The 21,759-nt window shown below is 60.2% G+C and carries 21 protein-coding genes; 10 read left to right on the top strand and 11 right to left on the bottom strand.

Annotated elements, in window-relative coordinates:
- Window positions 1-47: 47 nt before the first annotated feature.
- From ACWF6P_RS28650 to ACWF6P_RS28640, 3 genes are all read right to left on the bottom strand, one after another.
- Complete coding sequence (locus ACWF6P_RS28650) at window positions 48-527, bottom strand: DUF5130 domain-containing protein (RefSeq protein ID WP_378449748.1); 480 nt, start codon at window positions 525-527, stop codon at window positions 48-50.
- Complete coding sequence (gene ctaJ, locus ACWF6P_RS28645; protein ID WP_007730943.1) at window positions 514-777, bottom strand: aa3-type cytochrome oxidase subunit CtaJ; 264 nt, start codon at window positions 775-777, stop codon at window positions 514-516. The genes ACWF6P_RS28650 and ctaJ overlap by 14 nt, the downstream gene beginning before the upstream one ends.
- A 146-nt stretch (window positions 778-923) precedes the next feature.
- Entirely contained in the window at window positions 924-1,622 is a 699-nt protein-coding gene (locus tag ACWF6P_RS28640) for an HNH endonuclease (RefSeq protein ID WP_378449747.1), read from the bottom strand.
- A gap of 182 nt (window positions 1,623-1,804) precedes the next feature.
- On the opposite strand from ACWF6P_RS28640, the gene ACWF6P_RS28635 reads away from it, so the two are divergent.
- Window positions 1,805-2,212, top strand: a complete 408-nt coding sequence (locus tag ACWF6P_RS28635) for a globin (RefSeq protein WP_452623300.1) — start codon at window positions 1,805-1,807, stop codon at window positions 2,210-2,212.
- A 3-nt stretch (window positions 2,213-2,215) separates the two neighbouring features.
- On the opposite strand, the gene ACWF6P_RS28630 is transcribed toward ACWF6P_RS28635, so the two are convergent.
- Window positions 2,216-2,650 carry a cupin domain-containing protein gene (locus ACWF6P_RS28630; RefSeq protein WP_452623299.1) on the bottom strand — a complete coding sequence of 145 codons (435 nt, stop codon included), beginning with the start codon at window positions 2,648-2,650 and terminating at the stop codon, window positions 2,216-2,218.
- Between the two features lie 163 nt (window positions 2,651-2,813).
- Here ACWF6P_RS28630 and ACWF6P_RS28625 point away from each other — a divergent pair, with 163 nt between their 5' ends.
- A complete protein-coding gene (locus ACWF6P_RS28625) occupies window positions 2,814-4,412 on the top strand; it encodes a glycoside hydrolase family 13 protein (RefSeq protein WP_452623298.1) in 1,599 nt (532 codons plus the stop codon).
- Between the two features lie 66 nt (window positions 4,413-4,478).
- On the opposite strand, the gene ACWF6P_RS28620 is transcribed toward ACWF6P_RS28625, so the two are convergent.
- The 5 genes from ACWF6P_RS28620 to ettA form a co-directional block, all read right to left on the bottom strand.
- The gene (locus tag ACWF6P_RS28620; RefSeq protein WP_452623297.1) at window positions 4,479-5,165 is read right to left on the bottom strand and encodes a hypothetical protein; all 687 of its coding nucleotides are present in this window, start codon (window positions 5,163-5,165) and stop codon (window positions 4,479-4,481) included.
- Window positions 5,158-5,577 carry an acyl-CoA thioesterase gene (locus ACWF6P_RS28615; RefSeq protein ID WP_003944573.1) on the bottom strand — a complete coding sequence of 140 codons (420 nt, stop codon included), beginning with the start codon at window positions 5,575-5,577 and terminating at the stop codon, window positions 5,158-5,160. The genes ACWF6P_RS28620 and ACWF6P_RS28615 overlap by 8 nt, the downstream gene beginning before the upstream one ends.
- Window positions 5,574-10,421, bottom strand: a complete 4,848-nt coding sequence (locus tag ACWF6P_RS28610) for an NAD-glutamate dehydrogenase (RefSeq protein WP_452623296.1) — start codon at window positions 10,419-10,421, stop codon at window positions 5,574-5,576. Before ACWF6P_RS28610 ends, ACWF6P_RS28615 begins: the two co-directional genes overlap by 4 nt.
- A 99-nt stretch (window positions 10,422-10,520) precedes the next feature.
- Entirely contained in the window at window positions 10,521-10,940 is a 420-nt protein-coding gene (locus ACWF6P_RS28605) for an acyl-CoA thioesterase (RefSeq protein WP_347874122.1), read from the bottom strand.
- A gap of 4 nt (window positions 10,941-10,944) precedes the next feature.
- Complete coding sequence (gene ettA / locus ACWF6P_RS28600; RefSeq protein ID WP_007730925.1) at window positions 10,945-12,624, bottom strand: energy-dependent translational throttle protein EttA; 1,680 nt, start codon at window positions 12,622-12,624, stop codon at window positions 10,945-10,947.
- Window positions 12,625-13,403: 779 nt separating this feature from the next.
- On the opposite strand from ettA, the gene ACWF6P_RS28595 reads away from it, so the two are divergent.
- The 3 genes from ACWF6P_RS28595 (at window position 13,404) to ACWF6P_RS28585 (ending at window position 16,235) form a co-directional block, all read left to right on the top strand.
- Entirely contained in the window at window positions 13,404-13,880 is a 477-nt protein-coding gene (locus ACWF6P_RS28595; protein ID WP_452623295.1) for a hypothetical protein, read from the top strand.
- A 100-nt stretch (window positions 13,881-13,980) separates the two neighbouring features.
- Window positions 13,981-14,304 carry a hypothetical protein gene (locus ACWF6P_RS28590; RefSeq protein ID WP_452623294.1) on the top strand — a complete coding sequence of 108 codons (324 nt, stop codon included), beginning with the start codon at window positions 13,981-13,983 and terminating at the stop codon, window positions 14,302-14,304.
- A gap of 1,073 nt (window positions 14,305-15,377) precedes the next feature.
- A complete protein-coding gene (locus tag ACWF6P_RS28585; RefSeq protein ID WP_452623293.1) occupies window positions 15,378-16,235 on the top strand; it encodes a hypothetical protein in 858 nt (285 codons plus the stop codon).
- 492 nt (window positions 16,236-16,727) lie between these two features.
- Here the strand turns inward: ACWF6P_RS28585 and ACWF6P_RS28580 are convergent, their stop codons facing one another.
- Window positions 16,728-17,633, bottom strand: a complete 906-nt coding sequence (locus ACWF6P_RS28580; protein ID WP_452623292.1) for a hypothetical protein — start codon at window positions 17,631-17,633, stop codon at window positions 16,728-16,730.
- Between the two features lie 200 nt (window positions 17,634-17,833).
- Here ACWF6P_RS28580 and ACWF6P_RS28575 point away from each other — a divergent pair, with 200 nt between their 5' ends.
- The 5 genes from ACWF6P_RS28575 to ACWF6P_RS28555 all read left to right on the top strand — a co-directional run bounded on the left by ACWF6P_RS28575 (window position 17,834) and on the right by ACWF6P_RS28555 (window position 20,485).
- Window positions 17,834-17,983 (top strand): hypothetical protein, encoded by a 150-nt coding sequence (locus ACWF6P_RS28575; RefSeq protein WP_452623291.1) that lies wholly within the window; start codon window positions 17,834-17,836, stop codon window positions 17,981-17,983.
- 46 nt (window positions 17,984-18,029) lie between these two features.
- Complete coding sequence (locus ACWF6P_RS28570; protein ID WP_452623306.1) at window positions 18,030-19,094, top strand: pentapeptide repeat-containing protein; 1,065 nt, start codon at window positions 18,030-18,032, stop codon at window positions 19,092-19,094.
- 81 nt (window positions 19,095-19,175) lie between these two features.
- Window positions 19,176-19,394 carry a hypothetical protein gene (locus ACWF6P_RS28565; RefSeq protein ID WP_452623290.1) on the top strand — a complete coding sequence of 73 codons (219 nt, stop codon included), beginning with the start codon at window positions 19,176-19,178 and terminating at the stop codon, window positions 19,392-19,394.
- A 108-nt stretch (window positions 19,395-19,502) separates the two neighbouring features.
- Window positions 19,503-19,652, top strand: a complete 150-nt coding sequence (locus ACWF6P_RS28560) for a hypothetical protein (protein ID WP_452623289.1) — start codon at window positions 19,503-19,505, stop codon at window positions 19,650-19,652.
- Window positions 19,649-20,485, top strand: a complete 837-nt coding sequence (locus ACWF6P_RS28555; RefSeq protein ID WP_452623288.1) for a type II toxin-antitoxin system death-on-curing family toxin — start codon at window positions 19,649-19,651, stop codon at window positions 20,483-20,485. The genes ACWF6P_RS28560 and ACWF6P_RS28555 overlap by 4 nt, the downstream gene beginning before the upstream one ends.
- 183 nt (window positions 20,486-20,668) lie before the next feature.
- Here ACWF6P_RS28555 and ACWF6P_RS28550 read toward each other — a convergent pair whose 3' ends face one another.
- Window positions 20,669-21,139, bottom strand: coding sequence for a hypothetical protein (locus ACWF6P_RS28550; RefSeq protein WP_452623287.1), 471 nt, complete (start codon window positions 21,137-21,139; stop codon window positions 20,669-20,671).
- Window positions 21,140-21,759 lie beyond the last annotated feature (620 nt).

The raw sequence follows: 21,759 nt of genomic DNA, 5'->3' as shown, positions 1-21,759 counted from the left end.
CTTCGATTCTCACGAATCGAAGCGGGCACCGGCCTGTGTCTTACAAGTCAGGGCGCTGAAATTGCGGCTGCCATAACGCGAATGGCGCTGATCAGTCCGTCGATCAGGTTGCCTTCACTGAAGGATGCAACAGCTGCCGTTGCTCCAAGCTGCGTAACGCGATCGGTGACCCGATCGGCGATTGCCCGCCCGCTGCGTACCTCGACGGTGCGCTGGTTGGGCGAGACTGCGATCAGGACGGAACGCTCGGCTTCGGGCGTCGTCGGGAACAATGCGTCGGCACCCGCTGCCGGATCAGAACCGAGATCACCGATGTACGCGTTGAATCGCACCTTGGTAGCCCGAGTCGCTTCGGTCATCGCGACGTCGAGCGCGACCAGATCCATGGCCTCGAACGGAAGATCGTCAGTGAACGGCTCACCGATGCGATGCACACCGGAAACACGTCCGCTGGACGTGACGACGCTGCCGACCGGCAGGTCCTCGGGCGCTACTGCGAGCGCGGTCGAATGATCACCACTTGCCACTTGCGGACCCTCCGATCAGATCAGCCGAACCGGCTTCGATTGCGTGTGCACTGCCGTGATGGCCACCGCGAACGGTGACCTCGTCGACAGCACTCCACAGCACGGGAGCGTGATCCCACGACTCACCGAGATGGAACGCCGGCGGAACCGGTCCCGGCGTCTTCTTCCCGAGGAAGGACGCAGCCGCGAAGAACGCGGTGATCAAGGCCGGAATCCCAACGTATATCAGTACTACCTCGAGAATGCTCACACCAGATAACGTAGCCCAGAACGCCAGGAAGGAAAGCGTCAGGGCCACAAATTCTCGGCCAATTTCGTTTCGGCGGCGCTGGAACACGACTCAGGCTGCGCCCACCCTGAAACAAAGCTCAGGCTGCGCCCACGCCGAAACAAAGCTCAGGCTGCGCCCACGCCGAGATACGGCATCCACGCCGGATGCAATTCCTTGGTTGCCGCGAGCAGACGCCAGTGCGGGCCGGACGGCGGAACCAATTCCGCACGGAGGGTCCACCCGAGTTCGCTGAGCATCTTGTCGGCCTTGCGGTGATTGCATGGGGCACAGCACGCGACGCAGTTTTCCCACGAATGCCCGCCACCTCTGCTGCGAGGAACAACGTGATCGATGGTTTCGGCTTTGGCTCCGCAGTAGGCACATCGGAAATGGTCACGATGCATCAGTGCGGCGCGGGTCATCGGAATGCGGGCGCGATACGGAACACGCACGTAGGTGCGCAATCGAATGACCGAGGGAACCTGCACCGACCAGTCCGCAGAATGGACTACCGGGCCTTGTTCGTCCTCGTGGACGGTATCGGCCTTGCCGCAGGCCATGAGTACGACCGCGCGCCGTGCGGGAAGGGCGGTCAGCGGTTCGTAGGTGACGTTGAGCAGGAGCACCCGACGTTTTACCCACTCGGGGACGACGCGATCGGGAGGGAACATCTCGAGGCGAGAATGTTCTTCGGAAAAAAGTGGGTCAGCAGTGTGAGCGAACCCGTCAGGAACAACTTCCAGAACAGCCCCTAACGCGTGGTCGTTCCGCGCGCTAGTGGGCTGGAGTTGTCGGTGATTGCGTGCAGCATGTCGGTTCTTCATACGACCTCCGGGAGACTGCCCCCAAGTTGACCACGGATGATCGCGTTACGCACTCCCATTTCGAACAAAATTGCCAGGACGGCCGGTGAATTTCCGGTGAATGGGTACGCACTCCGACCTGATGCAACCGTCGTCGACCCGGAAACCGACCACTACGGCCGTCAGGCACAATGGAAGTTGCCATGAATGACGTACAGCACGACGTGCAGCAGACCTTCTACGACGCCGTCGGCGGAGCCGAGACGTTTCACAAGCTCACCGCGCGATTCTACGAAGAAGTCGCGAAGGACGCGGTTGTGCGCCCGCTCTACCCCGAGGCCGATCTCGGCCCGGCCGAGCGGAGGATGCGGATGTTCCTCGAGCAGTACTGGGGCGGGCCGCACACGTATTCGGAGGAGCGTGGGCACCCGCGTCTGCGGATGCGCCACAATCCTTTCGTGATCGGCCCGATCGAGCGTGATGCGTGGCTGCGGTGCATGCACGTCGCCATCGCGTCCATCGACGAGAAAACTCTGAGCCCGGTGCACCGCAAGCAGTTGATCGACTACATGGAGATGGCAGCGGCCTCCATGGTGAACTCCGCCATCTGAGGTCTACTTCGACTTCGGTCTGAATACGCGCGCGACCCGGCGGGCTGCTCGTACTCCGAACGACACTGTGGGATGAAGCGGTGAACTCAAGATTGCATGCTTGCGCACGTACTCGTCGACCTCCCACTCCGACCAACTGCCCGCACGGAAGAGTGCGGCATCACCGACTCCCAGGGTTCGCTTCGGGATTCCGTCGGCCTGAACGGTGACCGCCCCCTCGATGATGTGCACGATTTCGTCCGCCTGGAAGTACCAGCGAAAGCGCCCCTTCGTGCAATCCCAGACGTGCGTGGTCGTGGTGCCGTCTTTACTCACCGACCATTGCGCCGACCGCGCAGCTGGTGTGCCGGAGATTATCCAGTCCCGGTTGATCGGATCATCTTCGAGCAGTACGTGATCCAAACTGACCGCTTCGATTGCCGACAAAGTCAAGGCCAAGCCCCCCTGGTTGAATTCTCGATGTTTCTCCCCCGGCAGTAACACCAAAGTTGCCACATGGCGTCACCGCGTCAATGCAAAGTACACCAAGGCTAGGTAAAGAGTCACGCTTTTGCCGTGTCCAAGTCGTGCGAGTGCCGGACGTTTGGCACTATGAACTGCTGTGAGCACCCCCGCGGATTCGTCCTCTGTAAGCCGGCCCGAAGCCCCGTGGTGGAACGAGGCGGTTTTCTATCAGATCTATCCGCGTTCCTTTGCCGATTCGGGCAGTGACGGTATCGGCGACCTCGGCGGAGTCGAGGAGAAACTCGGCTACCTCGAGCTTCTCGGTATCGACGCGATCTGGTTGAGCCCGGTAATGAAGTCACCGATGGCCGACCACGGCTACGACGTCTCGGATCCTCGCGACATCGATCCGCTGTTCGGCGATCTGGCGACGATGGATTCGCTGATCACGTCGGCCCACGAACGCGGAATCAAGGTCACCATGGATCTGGTCCCGAACCACACCAGTGATCAGCACGAGTGGTTCAAGGTGGCTCTGGCGTCGGCGCCCGGCTCTACGGAGAGATCCCGCTACATCTTCCGAGACGGTAAAGGTGAGAACGGCAGCGAACCGCCGAACAACTGGCCGAGCATCTTCGGCGGCCCGGCATGGACCCGCGTCACCGAAGCCGACGGAAAACCCGGTCAGTGGTACCTGCACATCTTCGCCAAGGAGCAGCCGGACCTGAACTGGGACAACCCCGAGGTCTTCGACGACCTCGCCAAGACTCTGCGCTTCTGGCTCGAACGCGGAATCGACGGATTCCGTATCGACGTGGCGCACGGAATGGCCAAGCCTGACGGTTTGCCGGACCACGACTGGGAGCTCAACGAGCTCATGCGAAATTCCGACGACGACCCGCGGTTCAACAACCCGGCCGTTCACGAAATCCACCGCGGAATCCGCAAGGTCATGGACGAGTTCCCGGAGGCCATGACCGTCGGCGAGATCTGGGTGAAGGACAACCAGAAGTTCGGCGAATACATCCGGCCTGACGAACTGCACCTCGGATTCAACTTCCGACTCGCAGAAACCGGGTTCTCGGCCGAGTCCGTCCGCGAGGCCGTGGAAAACTCCCTCGCAGCTGTCGCCGAGGTCGGAGGTGTGCCCACGTGGACACTGTCGAACCACGACGTCGAACGTGAAGTCACGCGCTACGGCGGGGGCGAGATCGGGACGCACCGCGCCCGGGCAATGATCCTCGTCGAGCTGGCGCTCCCGGGCGCGAGCTTCATCTACAACGGAGCCGAACTCGGTCTGCCGAACGTCGACCTTCCCGACGACGCACTGCAGGACCCGGTCTGGGAACGATCCGGACATACCGAGCGCGGACGTGACGGTTGCCGCATGCCCCTTCCATGGGAAGGAACCGAACCACCCTTCGGTTTCACCACCGGTGCGAGCACCTGGTTGCCGATGCCACCCGAGTGGTCGACGCTCACCGTGGAGGCGCAGATCGAGGACGTGGACTCGATGCTCTCGCTCTATCGCGCCGCCCTCGAACTTCGAAGCGCCAGGCCGGAGTTCTCCGGAACCGACATCGATTGGTACGGCAGTCCTCCCGGCTGCCTCGCTTTCCGTCGGCGTGGTGGTCTGATCTGTGCCCTCAACACGACGGAGGTGCCCATCGCGCTGCCGAGCGGGCAGCTTCTACTGAGCAGCGCGACTCTCGTCGACGGTCAACTGCCCGTCAACGCGGCGGCGTGGCTGATCTGACCGAACACTCTCGGACGTCGTCAGGCGGCGGTCCCGTTGCACCGGTGGTGGCCGTCGTCTGAACTCCTACCGTGCAACCATCAGCGGTATCGAACCTCCGCGGTGACGGTAGATCGAGCCGAATCGTGCATCGAGGCGCACCCAGGATTTGCTTGCCCGCACCCGAACCAACTCCGACGCGTCGATCTGTTCGAGATCGATGTCGGCAGTCATCGCTTCGGATCCGGCGTGCGGAACGAATCCCATTGCGGTCAAGGCAAAAATAACTCGCATCGAGATCCCGACCGTGCCGGACGGACCACTGACCTCGAGTACGTCCTGATCGAGCAACGACGCCGGCGGACCGTGACTGCTGCCATGCTCCTGGGCCAAGGCGTTGCCCCGCTGCGCCAGTTCGATCAGCACCCGGGCAGGTACGTCGTCCAGGTGCTCGAAGCCGTCCGTGGGCGGCAACGCCCCACGCCACGCCGAATCCATGGCGAACCCCGGATCGATCAGCTCACCCGTTGCCTGCTCCACGGCCGCGAGCAACTGATCCCCGGCAGCCGAGGTGTCGTCGGGGTTGATGGTGCCCGCCACGGTTCGCGTTGCCAGAGCGTCGAAACCCGTTGGTGCCCAGACACTCAGGTGGGCATCTCCGCGTCGACGCATCCGGATGACCGTGGACTCGTCCAAGCGCAGCGCATGACCGATGAAGCCGGCCAAGTTCTTTCGCTCGGACTCCTCGGGCACGGTCAGTACACGTTCATGCACGTTGCCAGCTCTCCAGGTACTCGCGCTCAGGGCCACTGAGACGGCGCAGACGTTGTGTGTCGATGTCGAAGGCCGCGATCTGAGTCGACGCCACGATGGACGGCGGGACGCTGAGATCGGCGCCGCGAGGGCGAACTTCGTACGCGATGGTGAAGTCCACCGCGCGCACCTTTTCCACCCACATGAAGACGTCGAGCGGTGAATCGTCGTGCCGCAGTTGGCCGCGGTACCGCACATGGAGATCGGCAATCACGGCCCCGTCACGCAGGGTGACCGTCGGGCGCGAGTCTTCGAACAACCAAGGAATCCGCGCCTCTTCGAGCAACGTCACCATTCGTGCGTGGTTGATGTGCTGGAAGGCATCCATGTCGGACCACCGAACCACTACTTCGGCGTGGAATCCTTCGCTCAACGTCCTACCTCCGATCGGGTGCCCATGCTGCGCACCATGCTACGAACCTGACGCGCCGCCACCGAGAGCGTCGCGAGGTCAAGCGTCCCAGACTCGAAGATCTCGACGAGAGCTGCCCTCGCCCGGCTCAGGCGCGAGGCGTTGGTCGATTCCCATTCGTCGATCTTTTCCTGCGGCGACTCCCCCGGCTCGCCGCCCGCCAGAACCTCCATCGTCAGCTGCCGAAGCGAACTGTAGAGGTCGTCTCGCAACGCGAGCCGCGCAAGCGAGTGCCAACGATCGCCGCGCTCGAGTCCCGAGACCGCGCTCAGCAACCAGTCGATTCCGAGATGCGCGTCCAAGGCGTAGTACAGCTCCGCGACTTCGGTGATGTCGTGATCTGCGATGTCGGCGATATCCGCGATGTCGAGCAGGCAGTAGACGTCGAGCAGCCGGAACACGTCCAGCGCCAACGCTTCCGGAGCCCCACGGTCGATCACCGACTGCGCGCGCACCAGCAGATCGTCGAGCTGATGGCCGGCGAGCAGTCCGGGAACCAGCGGGGCCGTCGCCCGATACGCTGCCGAGTAACGCGCAACCTCGGCACCGACTGCGATCGGCTGGGGCCGATTGGCAAGGAACCATCGCGACGCCCGGTCGAGCAGTCGGCATGATTCCACGATCAACTCGTTTTCGATCTCTGCACTGACGCCCGCCGAGCGGATTCGGGACCACACCTCGTCGAGCGCAAAGACCTCCCGCACAGCGGCGTAGGCGCGGATCGAGTCGGTACTGCTCGCTCCGGTCTCTTCGGCCAAGCGGTAGGCGTAAGTGATTCCGCCGTTGTCGATCACTTCGTTGACGAGCATCGTCGCGACGATCTGCCGACGCAACGGGTGTGCCTTGATCTCCGTTTCGAACCGATCGCGAACAGCGGTCGGGAAGTACTGCGGGATCTGCTGGGCGAAGAAATCGTTGTCCGGCAACTCGGTTGCGAGCAGATCGTCCTTGAGTGAAAGCTTCACGTGCGCCGTCAGCGTCGCCAATTCCGGCGACGTCAGACCCACACCGGCCTCGAGTCGACGCTCGATCTCCTTGTCGGTCGGCAACGCCTCGAGCTTGCGGTCAAGGCCACGTGCCTTGGTCAGATCCGTCAACTGACGGCGGTGAACACCGAGCATCTGCGGCGCCGTCACGCGGGAGATTCCGAGCAGCGCGTTCTGAGCGATGTTGTCCGCCAACACCAATGCGGCCACGTCATCGGTCATCGACGCCAGTAGCGGATTGCGTTCCGGTGACGGCAGCAACTGCGAGCGCACGAGCGAATCGAGAAGAATCTTGATGTTCACTTCGTGATCGGAGCAGTCGACACCGGCCGAGTTGTCGATGGCGTCGGTGTTGATGTGACCGCCGTTGGCGCTGAACTCGATTCGTCCCAGGGCTGTCACGCCGAGGTTGCCACCCTCACCGATCACCTTGACCCGCAGATCTTGACCGTCGACTCGTACGGCGTCGTTACTCTTGTCGCCGACCTGCGCATTGGTCTCCGTCGACGCTTTGACGTACGTACCGATTCCGCCGTTCCAGAGTAGGTCCACCGGCGCCGACAGGATCGCTTGCATCAACTCCGGCGGAGAGAGCTTCGTGACTCCCTCGGCCAACCCCAGTGCGACCCGAACGCTTTCGGCGATCGGGACCGACTTGACCGTGCGATCCCAGACCCCGCCGCCTTCACTGATCAGGCTGGTGTCGTAGTCGGCCCACGACGACCGAGGTAACTCGAAGAGCCGTTGACGCTCCACGAACGAACTCGCTGCGTCAGGATTCGGATCGAGGAAGATGTGTCGATGGTCGAACGCGCCCACCAGTCGGATGTGGCGACTGAGCAGCATTCCGTTGCCGAACACGTCACCGCTCATGTCGCCGACGCCTACCGTCGTGAAATCCTCGGTCTGCGTGTCGACACCGAGTTCGCGGAAGTGCCGCTTGACGCTTTCCCAGGCGCCCCGGGCGGTGATACCCATGCCCTTGTGGTCGTATCCCACGGAACCGCCGGAAGCGAACGCGTCGCCGAGCCAGAAGTCGTACTTGGCGGCAACCGAATTCGCGAGATCGGAAAACGTCGCCGTGCCCTTGTCTGCGGCGACGACGAGGTAGCGATCCTGATCGTCCTTGCGTACCACACGATCCGGCGTCACGACTTCGCCGGTGGCAGCGTGCACGTTGTCCGTGATGTCGAGCAATCCGGAAATGAACGTGGTGTAGCAGGCCTTGCCGGTTTCCAGCGTCGCCGTTCGATCAGCGGCCGGATCGCCCGTCGGCAAGGGCGGATTCTTCACGACGAAGCCGCCTTTGGCGCCGACCGGGACGATCACCGCGTTCTTGACGGCCTGCGCCTTCACCAAGCCCAGCACCTCGGTCCGGAAATCCTCGCGCCGGTCGGACCAGCGGAGCCCGCCGCGCGCGACGGCGCCGAATCGCAGGTGCACGCCTTCGACCTCGGGCGAGTACACGTAGATCTCGAAAGCCGGCCGCGGCTTGGGCAACTCGCTGATCCGCGAGGGATCGAGCTTGACCGACAGGTAGTCACGAGAACGACCATCGGCGTCGACGACGTAGAAGTTGGTACGCAAGGACGCCTTCACCAACGAGAACATTCCACGCAGAATGCGATCGGCATCCAAGCTGAGAACCTCGTCGATGGATGCACGCAACTGCTCGTCCAATTCCGCGACGCGGATGTCGTCCTGTTTCTCGGGGTCGAACATCGCCTCGAACGACTGGACCAATGCAAACGCGGTCTGCGGATGCGTGAGTGCGATTCCTTCGATGTGGAACTGACTGTACGGAAATGTGGCCTGCCGCAGATACTTTGCGTATGCGCGCAGCACCACGGCTTGACGCCAGGACATACCGGCGCGCAGAACCAACTCGTTGAATCGGTCAGCTTCTGCCCGGCCGAACCAGACTGCACCGAACGCGGCTGTGAAGCGCTTCTGGACCTCGGTCAGCGGGGCGGTACTGGTCTCGAGTGGCACCTGCGCATCGAGGTCGATCTCGACCGACGCCCGAAGATCCGCCGGTACCGACAATCCGAAATCGTAGATCCAGCACTGAACGCCGTCCAGGCGCTGTACGACGTGCGGCCGCTCGTCGAGAACTTCGACGCCCAGTGACTGCAGCACCGGCAGAACCTGGCTCAACGAGATACCGTCACCGCCCACGAAGAGGGTGAAGCGCCAGGCGCCAGGCGCGGAGTCCACGGCGCGATAGAGCAGCACGTCGATCGCGCCCGGTGCCAACGCCTCGAGCCTGGCGATGTCGGCGAGAGCCCGCGACGGCTCGAAGTCCTCTTTGTATCCGTCCGGCAGTACACGCGAATACCGCTGCACCAGTTCCGGATCCACACCCGGACTTTCTCGAACGAGGTCGTTGATGCGGTCGTCCCAGCTACGACTGACTTCGGTCAGCAGGGCCTGAACTCGCTCGCGGTTGGCCTCGGAGACATCGAGATGAACCGGCTCGCTGGCCGGATCGCGCCGGATCGTCACGTGCAACAACGCAAGATCGTTCTCGGTAACCCGGGCGGTGTAATCGACTGTGCCTGGTCCGAATTCGCGCCACAACAGGCTTTGCATCGCCAGCCGAACCCGCGTCGTGTACCGGTCGCGAGGTAGATACACCAGGCAGGATACGAAGCGTCCGAATGTGTCCTCGCGGACAAAGAGTCGCACCTGCCGACGCAATCCGATGCTGTGCACGGCGTGCACGGTCTCGAACAAGGTCTCGGCATCGCTCGAGAACAACTCGGTGCGCGGGAACGACTGGATGACCTCGAGCATCGCCTGACCGGAGTACGAATGCAGGTCGACGCCGGCACGCGCGATGACTTCGCGGACGCGGCGCTCGATCAGGGGAATCGCGAGGACGTTCTCGTGGAGGGCGACAACGGTGAACACTCCCAGGAACCTGTGCTCCCCCACGATGTTTCCGTTGTCGTCGAGGATCGAGACGCCCACGAAGTACGGGTAGACAGCGCGGTGCACCGTGGCGGGGAACGATCCCTGAGTCAGGACCAGAAGCGGTCGATCCGGGAGATCTGCGACGGGAGGCAAGCTCATCGGGCCCTCGGTGACCGCGTCGGAGCGCAGCACACCGAGTCCACTACCCGCGACCGTACGTGAACCGTCCTTCGTGCCCTCGAATCGGCGGTACCCGAGAACGGCGTAATTTCCGTCGGCCATCCACCGAAGTAGTCGAGCGGTGTCGGAGAACTCTTCGGGGGTGATCCTGCCGGAGGCGGTTTCGGCGGCGCTCGCCAACTCGTCGGCAATGCGCAGTTGCAATGCCTTCATGTCCGGGGTGTCGCCAACCACCTGGCGGACGTCTGCGAGTACTTTGCCGAGGTGCGCTTCGATCGCGTCGAGCGCGGAATCCTCGACTTCGGAATCCAACTGGACATGCATCCAGGATTCTTGGATACCGCTGTCGCCCAAGGACATCAGATTGCCCGAGTCGTCGCGTTCGACGGTCAGGATCGGGTGGGCGAATTGACTGATTCCCACACCTTGTCGGTTGAGCATCGCGGTGACGGACTCGACGAGCAACGACATGTCGTCGGTGACGATCTGAACAGCAGCGCCGAGACCCTCGGATCCTGACGGGCGGTACACACGCCATACGGCCGTGCCCTGTGCCCGCTGCCGCCCGAGCGCAAGATGCGCGAGCAGGACTCGATCCGATCGACCGTTGATGACGTCATCACTGTCACCCTCGTCGATATGCGTGAAAAAGGCCTCGCGAAGACGCGTCAACAACGTCGCTTCCTCGAGGCCTGTGCCCTGCTGCCGTACACGGTCTGTCATTCCTGGCTCACATCCTTGTGGGTTCTGATCGCCGCGACCAATCTCTGACTCGAGACTAGCCGCGGCAACCAGTACCTAGGGTGAACTGAGAAACGAAATCTACGATGTCGTCATCTGAACAAGCGATGCTTCGAGCACCGCACGTTCGCTGTCCGCCAGCGGTCTGGACTTTTCGGACACCGTGTCGAATCCGACCATCAACGCGTCGCCGAAAGCGCATTCGACACCCGCGTTGTCACGGATGATGTGACGAACCGTGAACGAGGAAGTCCCGACGTGAGTCGTGAAGATCTCCACGTTCAAGGGACCGGACCGATCGGTGACCGGCTTGAGGAACTCGATGGTCATCTTTCGAACCACGAGGTATCCCGGCCGGCCGCCGAGCGGCGCCAGTTTCGCTTCCAGGAACTGGATGCGAGCTTCCTGCATGTACTCGACGTAACGCGTGTTGTTGACGTGGCCCAACCGGTCGGAATCGCCCCACCGGACCTGGATCTGCGCTGTGTATACGTCGGACACCAGATCAGTCCCTGGTGAGCTTGCGGTGAGTGACGCGGTGCGGGCGCGCGGCGTCGGGGCCGAGTCGCTCGACCTTGTTCGCCTCGTAGCCCTCGAAGTTGCCTTCGTACCAGTACCAGGCTGCCTCGTTGTCGCCGAAGCCACCTTCCCACGCGAGGATGTGGGTACAGGTGCGGTCCAGGAACCAGCGATCGTGCGAAATCACGACGGCGCAGCCGGGGAACTCTTCGAGAGCGTTCTCCAGCGAGCCGAGGGTTTCGACGTCGAGGTCGTTGGTGGGCTCATCGAGCAGGATCAGGTTGCCGCCCTGCTTGAGCGTCATCGCCAGGTTCAGACGGTTGCGCTCACCACCGGAGAGGACGCCGGCCGGCTTCTGCTGATCGTGGCCCTTGAAACCGAACGAGCTGATGTACGCGCGCGAGGGGAACTCGGTCTGGCCGACGACGATGAAATCGAGCCCGTCGGAGACTGTTTCCCAGACCGTCTTCTTGGGGTCGATGCCGGAACGGTTCTGGTCGACGTAGCTCAGCTTGACCGTCTGACCGATCTTGACCTCACCGGCATCAGGCTCTTCGAGACCGACGATGGTCTTGAACAGCGTCGTTTTACCGACGCCGTTGGGACCGATGACGCCGACAATTCCGTTGCGCGGCAACGTGAACGAGAGATCCTTGATCAGAACTCGACCGTCGAAGCCCTTGTCGAGGTTCGAGACCTCCACGACCACGTCACCCAGGCGCGGCGGTGCCGGGATCTGGATCTCGTCGAAGTCGAGCTTGCGCGTCTTCTCGGCTTCGTTCGCCATTTCCTCGTAGCGATCGAGACGAGCCTTGTTCTTGGCCTGGCGGGCCTTGGCGCCGGAACGAACCCATGCGAGCTCGTCCTTGAGGCGCTTCTGCAGCTTCTGATCTTTCTTGCCGGCAACTTCGAGGCGTGCAGCCTTCTGCTCCAGGTAGGTGGAGTAGTTGCCCTCGTACGGGTACAGGCGTCCGCGGTCGACTTCACAGATCCACTGCGCGACGTGATCGAGGAAGTAACGATCGTGAGTCACGGCGAGGATTGCGCCGGGGTAAGCAGCGAGGTGCTGCTCGAGCCACAGGACAGATTCTGCGTCGAGGTGGTTGGTGGGCTCATCGAGGAGCAGCAGGTCGGGCTTGCTCAGCAGCAGCTTGCAGAGCGCAACGCGTCGCTTCTCACCACCGGAGAGGTGGGTAACCATCTCTTCCGGCGGGGGGCAGCGCAGGGCGTCCATAGCCTGCTCGAGCTGCGAGTCGATCTCCCACGCATCTGCGTGATCGAGCTTCTCCTGCAGCTCGCCCATCTCTTCCATGAGCTCGTCGGAGTAATCCGTGGCCATCAGCTCGGCGATCTCGTTGTACCGCTTGAGCTGGACCATCGTCTCTCCCAGACCGTCCTCGACGTTCTCGCGAACGGTCTTGGTCTCGTCGAGCTCCGGCTCCTGCATGAGGATGCCGACGGTCGCGCCCGGAGCCAGGAAGGCCTCGCCGTTGCCCGGCTGGTCCAGTCCGGCCATGATCTTGAGGATGCTGGATTTACCAGCGCCGTTCGGTCCGACGACACCGATCTTCGCGCCGGGGTAAAAGCTCATCGTGACGTCATCGAGGATGACCTTGTCACCGTGCGCCTTGCGCACCTTCTTCATCGTGTAAATGAACTCGGCCACGCCGTGGGTCTCCTAGCTGGGAATTCTTGAGTACGACCTCGGGAATCTCTCTCAGATCCCCCACAGGCCATTCGGGCTTCTATCCCTCGATGTTATCCGACAAACCAAATCGGCCCCGGTTGGTGCGCTAACACCAGCTCCGGAGCCTCGGAACGAAGGAATCCAACTTCCCGTGAACCGTACCAAGATTGTATCGACACCCACCGACAAACTGTTTACCAGCAGAAACGTGCGTGAAGCCACCGCCGTCATGCTGATCCTCTCCACCAGCTACGCCGTCGTCTACGGCGCACTGAAGGTCCTAGCCCTCTTGGGCTGGCACGCCTGATCCAAGCGGCGACCAGTGATGCTCGGACCGATCCGGCACCCGTAGATCACCGCTCCCCCGTTCGGAACTCAGATCGACCTCCTGCGCCCGAGAGATATTTCGGGTGGGCCAGCTAGCCCCTGGTGCCGTCTCCCGTTGCTGGGAATAAGCATCATCTCGATCACAAGATGACACCAGGTCCAAGGCAGGCCCGAACTGGAACGGCGTGGCAGCCGTAGCGCATCCGTGAACACACCGGCCCTGACGCCCTGCGACTAATACCCGCCAGGCGTGGACACATCAACCAACCGACCGCAGCGACCGACGCGGCACGGCGAGTGTCCCCGTTCCAATCGCGAACGGGGAACGCTCTGCCCTTCCCTCCCACTGCTCCCTCTGCGGTCACCAAAACCAATCCCTCACAAGCCTTCTCAGCGCCTAACAGCGCTCCCGTAGACACGGAGCAACCCCCATGGCAGACCTGCACTACACCGAACTCGACCTCAGCATTGACGACGAAGGAGCGTATGCCATCTACCACTCAACCGAGACCATCCCCGCCAGCGGCGAAAGCTACTCCCACCCCATAAGCATCCGCACCCAAACCTTCATCAAGCCCGGCGACATCCCCGAATACTCCGTCCTCATCGAACAGGGGCGTAGCGAACTCACCGCCAACGTCCACCAACTGCGCGCACTCCAGCAACACGTATCGGCGGCGATCGACATTCTCGAACTTCTCAACCCCAGCGAGGAAACGCTCGACGCACACGCCGAGGCGCTCCTTTCCGAGCACAGCCGCAAACACGAGGAGCAGGAACAACGACGGAAGGCACTGGCCAGAGAAACCGTCGAAGCATGGTTACGGGAGAAGGCCCCAGAGATGGGACCCGTAGACACAGAAGCGTTCCGCACATGGATTTCGAACGCCCTCAAAATCACCACTTGACGTTCGAACGCGCGTTCGATACCTTTACTAAAAAGTTACGTTATTTTCGAACGGCACACACAACTGAATACCACTCACAGCTCCAACTGAAAGGTTCACCATGACCGTCACCTATGCAGTCGGCTACACCACCCTCCAGAACCACCCCAACGAAACCTTCATCGACGTGCTGCAGAAAGACAACAACACGGGCCTGTTTACTCCGATCTTCGAATGCCACGAAGTTCCGGGTATCGCATCCGATGCAACCCATGACCAGATCCTCGAAGCAGTCGAGAAGGAGTTGGACGACATCAGCTTCAAGCCGGCTGGTGTGTGGAAGCAGGTACAGCCGGAGTTCCCGAGTCACTCGGAGTCGGATACTGAGAACGCCACGCCTCTCGTGATGCACAACTACACCGCACCTGGAGCGAAGGTCCGCTAGTTCGACTGCTCGAACTGTGCCCACTCGACTGCAGCATCGGGTGGGCACAGTGGGCGGCGGAGAAGTGCACTCTTGCACTGCCGTTGAATATCGATCGTCGACACTTGAACCGTGAGCAGAAGCGGGCGTTGATTGCGGAGTCCATCAAGGCGGATCCGCAACTCTCAGACACTCGGCATGCTAAGCGGACTGGATCGAGCGACAAGACCGTCACAAGTGTTCGCCAACAGCTTGAGTCACGGTCGGAAATTCCGACCGCGGAAAACAAGACTCGGTCGGACGGTAAGACTGCTCCAGCGCCGAAGCCTCGTCCGAAAACGCGAACCAACTCCGCGGAACCGAACCCGCCTCTTGAACGAAAACTCAACTGAAGCAACATTTCCGAAAATCAGACACCAATGCTTGACTCGACAGAATCCTGATCTATACGGTGACATCTCCGCAACCATCTCGGCATCGGAGAACACAATGACAACCCAATGGATCACACCACTCGAAGCCTCACAGATCGAACGCTGCAACAGAACTCACATCTACGCAGCCCTCACAGCCGGCGAACTCAAAGGCTTCCAACGCAAAAGAACAAACGCAGTTAAGGGCCCGTGGCTGATAGATCCCGCAGATCTGGATCGATGGATCCGCGGCGAATGAAGCAACCCAAGCTGAAACGAACTGCCGAAAAAGTCCCAACTTGACACATGAAAGACCAAGAACTGCACCATTGTTGGGCCAGAAAGTCTCAAATATGAGACAGGTTTGAATGAACCGCAGTCATTCGTTATCGTTGCACGGTAACGACAAAGCAGTCACCGAATGTCCGGCTGCGGAGCCCTACATGGCGAGCACCGAGACAGCTAAATATGCGCGTTGCAATCGCAGCACCATCACGCCCGCACGAATCCCCAATGGTCACTGGCACATAGAACTCGAAGGCCTCACGCAGTAGTGGGTCGGCAGGTTTCCTTTTGAGCGGATCCTTGACTCCCAAGGGGTTGCTACACACCTCCGGTTGCCATCAGGAGACAAACGCAGCGGAGGCATGAGAAGCAAGCAAATCCATGCATAATCTATCAATGAGCGAACGGATCGAACAGATTGAACGGAAGCTACGTCGCGCCCGCAAGTACCTAGACGCGCTTGAGAACGAACTTCGCGAATTTGACAAGAATGGCACACGGGTGGAACGTCAGAACGTCATTCGATCCCCAAATGAGATTGCGTTTAGCTTCGCAATGACCCTACGTTTCAACCGGCCTCTCGATCCTGAATGGGAGATCACGGTCGGCGAGGTCGCATTCCAGGCCAGATCATCACTCGACCAACTCGTAACAGCAGCCGTAGTCGCGAACGGCGGTGACGCGTCGACCCATCGAGGCGCGTTCCCGATTTTGATCGACGGCGACGAATATTTCGGCACCAAAAGCGCCAAGAAGTCGATACGGGATCGACTACTGACTGGCGTGCCAGCAGACGTTGCGAAGGTGATCGATGATCTTCAACCCTTCAATGCCACGGATCCGACCAAGCATCCGCTGTACGTCATCAACGCTGTATGCAATAACGATAAGCACCGCGACGGACAACCTTCGCTGGTACAAACCCGAGCAGCCTCGCTGACGGTCAAGATACCAGCGACCCAGACTATTGTTGTCTTCGGCCACGACAACATCCCCCCTGGACATGCAGGCATTCGGGAATGCAAGGATGGCGACGACTTGATGGCGTTCTTCACGCCCGAGCAGATCGGCGCGATCGCCGATGAACTCGCCAGAGGTGGTCACTTGGAAGACGACAACCTCGAACTGATGAGTGTCTCAGTTGTGACTGGGGTCTGTTTCGGAACCAAGAATGTTTTCTCTGCTCAACTTCGCGAAGCGCTCGCATACATAGAAACTGACGTGCTCGGACGGATAGTGCCTCTGATTACCTAGCCGAGGATGCCTAGTCGAGCGGCCGGCGGCAGGGACGTCCGTTCGCCTAAGTGCCCACCTTCGTGCGAGGCAAGAACACGCCTCCAGTACCAACCCTGTCCCGTGCATGGCGGGTAGACAATTCACACTAGTTCCACCGAGACTTCTGCGGCTCCGGACCCCCGCATCCTGGGGTGCGAGTCGTCTCGCCGCACCGCCGGCAGTAATGCGTCCGATGACCACCGTTGTGTTCTGTGCTGCAGCCGCAGACTTCCCACCCGACGAGGCATGTGTTCGCCGCCAACATGTGCCCGTTCGGGCAGCGTTGCGGAGATCGTTCAGTTGACGGCACATCCCAATATTCGCACACCTGTTCGATGACTGGTAGCGTCAGTCTCGCGGCGTCGGGAGGGTAAGGGAAGACCAGCTCGGCCCCGCCTGAACGACAAGATGCCCCCAACTCCGCGAAAAATGCCCAGTTGAGGGCTCAGTGTTTCTGGACGATCTGACTCATCAGACCTCGGAGATATTCGGCGACTCTTTCAATAGTGCGCTGATCTCGCTCAATCGCTGCTCAAATTCAGTACGCATCTGTTCTGCTTCTTCTTTGTTGCTCCGCCTGATTTTTCGAACCTCCCACCAGAACGCCCATCTCACGCGCAGACGCATGACTGCGAACCATGTCCGCTGAATTTTGAGTCGGACTTTGAAGGTGCGCCGTTTCACGAAGTTACGAAGTTTCAACACGAGGAGCTCCATCCGAGCCTCGCGAAGGCGCTTCCGCAGCCTCTTTACCTCAGATCTTGCCTCAGCAGTGCCCAGATTAACGGCTTCGATAGTGGTCATGGTTCTGTCGGTAGTGCGATCTCTGATCGCAGCACCGAATTCCAATGCGTCGCCGACACCAGGTTGATGAACACGCCTGATCCATCGCGTAGTGCCGTGCAGGAGCCCTTGTGGGGCATTGAGTCTCACGAAGAGGCCGCGAGTTAGGCGGGTGTTCTCCACGGAGTTCCGTAGCGAGTTCCAAAAGAGATACGTCAGTACGTACTGAAGGACAACGAGCCAAATCGTCCACGAATTGGGCAGCCCCAATAGGACGTCATACTTCGTTCGAACTACTGCTACGCCCCCCACCACGAACGACAACACACCGAAAACTATTGGCGGGTACTTGTCCTTCGTCGTCCTCGGATACTCAAGAATGTAGGCAAGCTCTAGCGCAGCTTCTTCTATTGCAGCTTTGATCTGCGTGCGCCCGGCCGCTGATTCGGGGAGCTTCTCAGAGATGTCAAGAAGCCGTTTCAGCTCGTGCTCGTGGCGTAAGCGAACAGAGTAGTTTGCGTATACGGCTGCGGGAAGGCCGATAAGGGCAACGGCTGTCAGAACTACAACCTGAACTACTTGAAACCAGGGCATTCACAGACTCTACGAGGTGGCGAAGAGAGCGCAGAACCCACCAGGCCTGAGTCTAGACACCAGAATTCATCCGAAGAGTCTTGGAAGCCCGAAAGCGCCCAAAGCGGAAACGCAAAAAGCGCAAGTAAGAAAGGGAACCCGCCCGAAGGTAGCGGGCGGATTCCCCTACTACAGTTTCCCATACACGGAGGGATCAGACGATGACGAACCAAGACGAGACCAGCCTGACGATCTTCGCGCTCATCGCAGCCACCCTCGCGGTCACACACCAGCCGTGGCAGTACTGGGCGGTCGCCGGCGTTGCAGCTGCCGGAGTTGCCGCGGTGTCCTGGCGGACGCGACGCGCTTAAGCTCCACCCTCGCACGACCGACGAAACGACAACACAAGCCCGCCCGATGCAGCACCCGCCTACGCAAACCGTGAACACAGTCCAATGGCACCGCGGAAAAAACTACCAACCGTCCAGTTCGTCTGGTTTGATTGAGCAATCAACTCAGCAAGCAAAGGGCAAAACAGTGAACTCGAAGATCACAAGCGCAGTTGGTGCGCTTGCAATCGCCGTCGGCGCAGCTATGACTGTCGGAAGCGGCACGGCGGCAGCGGATACTGTCATCAATGGGTGCACCATCGTGGACTCTCCAACGAAAACGCGATACACGAACTGCCCGGGCGCAGACTTCACAGGCTCTGACTTGTCGCAAGTCAACTTGATGTACGCGAACGTCCCAGACGCCAAGTTCTCGGGTGCAAATTTCGGAGTTGGACGGGGACTGCACGCGTACGGCGCGAACCTTAGCGGCGCAAATTTCGCCGACAACGACATGTCGAACTCGGCGCTCAATAGCGCAAACCTCAATGGCGCGGTATTCAAGAACACGAAACTGACCTCAGCGTCGATGACGTACGGCACCATCAACGACGCAGATTTCGACGGAGCCGACCTCACGCGAGCCACCGTCAGAGGCTCAAAGCTAGACCGCTCGTCCATGGCAGGTGTCACACTGACCGACGCCGACCTCACCGGCACCAACCTCCACGAAGTGGACTTGCGTGACGCAAATCTCGGCTTCGCGAATCTCGAAAATGCTGTCCTCACAAGCACAAAGATCTCGGGAGCCAATTTCGCCGATGCTCGAATCACCAAGACTTACTTCAACGGCACCGAAATCACGCCGCACGACATCGTAGTTCCAGCTGACCGCCCCAGCAGCGGAGCGCAGATAGCCGGCGCAAACGTGTCATGGACCATGCCGGCCAGCGTCGCTGGATTGACAGTTAGCAACTGCAACCCCGCGTCTGGATCATTCTTTGGAGAACTCGGCACAATCGTCTCGTGCCAGGTACGCAACCAGACAACCGGAGTCCAGACCGTTGGATCCGCCACGTTTACGGTCATCGTTACCCGGTATGAGGACAACGGGGGCTCAGGATCGCTTGGTGCATCGCCTTTCGGAAGTTAGTTGACAGCAGCATCTTTGGTAGACGTGACACGCCTAGCTAGTCCCCCAGGGTGCGCGATCGACCCCAACTCGAAGGACGGTATGACTGATTCAGCAGCCAATCCGAAAGTCGAGGGCGCACCTATACCCGAGGGCACACGGATCACGCTCACCACATCGGATGGGGTCGTAGTCAGCGGGATGGGGACCGTCGTTCGCTACAACAATCTCAGAAACCCGATCGTGGAGGTTGTATTGGACGACGGAAGCCACTGGCTCGCGCAACCGTGCCATCTGAAGGTCATTCCCGACGAGCGTTGAACGGGACGCGCCCCCAACCTCTGCGGGTTGGGGGCGCAGCAGGTGCTCAGCCACCGAAATTCAACTTGGATCTGCGTGGAGCATTGACAGACTCGTAAGATGGAGTGCATGTCAGATCTGAAGCACACTCACCAGCGGACCGAACAGGAATCGGAAAACCGCTCAACCGATGTGTTTGCCGGCCGTGAGACAGCATTGCAGATCGCTGCTGCCGAAGCTGTGCGGTGGTCAGGCCTGCTCGATCGCCTCGCTAAGTGACAGTTTTTCTCGATGTAGAAACTGTCCTCGCCATCAACTCCCAGCACGGTGGCCCTGGCGCGGGTGTCCGTGACGCCGAAGGCATCAAAGCCGCAGTTGCACGTCCAATGTCAGGCACGATCGATCAAGAATTTTTCCCGTCGATTTGGGAAAAAGCCGCGGTCTACCTTCATGGCTTGAGTAGCACACAGTACTTCCATGACGGAAACAAGCGCACTGCATGGCTGGCAGCTGTCACATTCCTGAACCTAAACGGCAAGGCCTTACCGCCAGTTCCCGAGGTTGAGGCAGAAGCCTTCATCCTTTGCGTCGCGAAAGACCTTTTCAGCAACGAGGACGAACCCGATCGCACGATCGAATGTGCGGCGGAGTGGTTCGAATCCCAATACCTGTCGAAGCAGGCCGGGCCAGCGATCTCCCGCCAAGTGATTTACGCCGTACTGGCCGAAGCATCCAAACTTGGCAATGCAAGTGGAGTCGATGTGATGGGTCTAGACGTTTCCGCGCTCACCGCCCCCGAAATACCGCTGACAGTCGCCTTCACCTGCATCATGAAGTACCAGTGGACCGCCCAAGATGGCGGTAGGCCACACACTTTCGGAGTGTGCATTTACTCGGATACACAAGACCTTCCCCGAACTGAACAGATCACTGAAGTCCCCGTGGCAGTACCGGTGCGGAGGGAGCGTGCTCCTGATCCTGACCGATTGCTGCCTTCACTCATAGTCCACGATGTGGTGGCGACTTTCGAGACTCTCGGACTTCACACTATTGAGTTCTTGATCGATGGAACTACCGTCGCAACGCGTCCACTTAACCTCGTTCCAGCCTGAGCCGAAACGCCATATTGCCGGCGAATTTCAATGCAAATAGGGCCCAGCCTCCACAGCATGTTCTGATGGTCACAATCGCACTTGCAATTCCGATTGGGCTATCAACGCAGGTTCCCCTGAAACAACAAAAGACGCCCCACCCTCGCGATGAGGATGGGGCGTCAGTCGTTGGTCGGCGCCGCGTCAGGCCTGCTTGCCTCGCGCCACCGCCCGATCTCGAAGTTTCCGGGCCTTCTTCTTGCCCCCGTTGTTGACATTCATGGATCCCTCAGGCAGGTACGCCCGGAAATCGATCGACACATGCCAGGCCGATAGCTCGCCTTCCCCTCCATCATCTATCCACGGAAGGTCAAGGTCCTTACATTCCCCCGCATCCACAGCCCAGATTCCCGCCACATCAGTGAGCGTGCACTCAGCCATAAAGCCACCGGCTCCATCAGGACGATCACCGTGCTCGGTTGAGAGAAGCCCTTTATCTTTAGACTTCGGTCTAAAAGCCGTACTCTCTATGGCCACGCGAGGTGGCGGTTCCGAGACACCACTCCGCGGCTCGAATGCCGCTTGTGTCACTGTACCGTCGAGGACGCTCACTTCCTCCTCGAAAACGCAACGAAGGAACCACGTTTCGCCACTTACCGGCAGTTCAGAAGCCACCCCCGACAGCTCCTCTCACTAAAAACTCACGCAGTGCACGGGGATATGGCTCCTGAACGACGTACTCCTGATCGTCATCATCGTCAGGCGCGTAAGCATTGAGGATCAAACGACCATCGTGGGTTATCTCTGCCGAGTACTCCATATGTCCCCGAGACCATTCCATATGCAATCCACCATCCGCAGTGGGCGCTGGTTCGATATCGGCCAGCATTGAAGCTGTCGATCGTCGATAACACTTCAGATAGAAATCTTTGGCCGTTCGACTGGGGGCACTTGAGCCTGGGCCACGCCAACCATCTTTCAGTGCCCAAATCCTCTGCATCTTGCGATCGAGCAATTGTCGTGTACGCATCTCGCTAAAGCCCCCTTCGAAGACGCGTCGAGGCAACACCAAGTGATGGATCGCATCCGACAGCGAGGGAAGGGGGACGTAGACAGTGGCACGATACCGGGTCAAAGGTCTATCCACCGTTGTTCCACCCAGCCCCCCAGCGAAAGCTAGTGGTGCCGTCACTGGTCAGTCCCAGCTCGCTTGGACTTCTCCTCAATGTAGTCGTGTAACGCTCCAGCTAGCTGAGCGGCATTCCCATGGGACATAAAGAGGACGGCGCGGGGCA

Source organism: Rhodococcus sp. NPDC055024 (genome assembly GCF_053608585.1).
This window is presented reverse-complemented; position numbering and strand designations above follow the sequence as displayed.

What these genes read in the sequence shown, in the direction of transcription:
- ACWF6P_RS28640 (WP_378449747.1), bottom strand. Translation starts at nt 1,622, where the DNA reads ATGAAGAACCGACATGCTGCACGCAATCACCGACAACTCCAGCCCACT.
- ACWF6P_RS28635 (WP_452623300.1), top strand. Translation starts at nt 1,805, where the DNA reads ATGAATGACGTACAGCACGACGTGCAGCAGACCTTCTACGACGCCGTC.
- ACWF6P_RS28610 (WP_452623296.1), bottom strand. Translation starts at nt 10,421, where the DNA reads ATGACAGACCGTGTACGGCAGCAGGGCACAGGCCTCGAGGAAGCGACG.
- ACWF6P_RS28595 (WP_452623295.1), top strand. Translation starts at nt 13,404, where the DNA reads ATGGCAGACCTGCACTACACCGAACTCGACCTCAGCATTGACGACGAA.
- ACWF6P_RS28590 (WP_452623294.1), top strand. Translation starts at nt 13,981, where the DNA reads ATGACCGTCACCTATGCAGTCGGCTACACCACCCTCCAGAACCACCCC.
- ACWF6P_RS28585 (WP_452623293.1), top strand. Translation starts at nt 15,378, where the DNA reads ATGAGCGAACGGATCGAACAGATTGAACGGAAGCTACGTCGCGCCCGC.
- ACWF6P_RS28580 (WP_452623292.1), bottom strand. Translation starts at nt 17,633, where the DNA reads ATGCCCTGGTTTCAAGTAGTTCAGGTTGTAGTTCTGACAGCCGTTGCC.
- ACWF6P_RS28575 (WP_452623291.1), top strand. Translation starts at nt 17,834, where the DNA reads ATGACGAACCAAGACGAGACCAGCCTGACGATCTTCGCGCTCATCGCA.
- ACWF6P_RS28570 (WP_452623306.1), top strand. Translation starts at nt 18,030, where the DNA reads ATGCAGCACCCGCCTACGCAAACCGTGAACACAGTCCAATGGCACCGC.
- ACWF6P_RS28565 (WP_452623290.1), top strand. Translation starts at nt 19,176, where the DNA reads ATGACTGATTCAGCAGCCAATCCGAAAGTCGAGGGCGCACCTATACCC.
- ACWF6P_RS28560 (WP_452623289.1), top strand. Translation starts at nt 19,503, where the DNA reads ATGTCAGATCTGAAGCACACTCACCAGCGGACCGAACAGGAATCGGAA.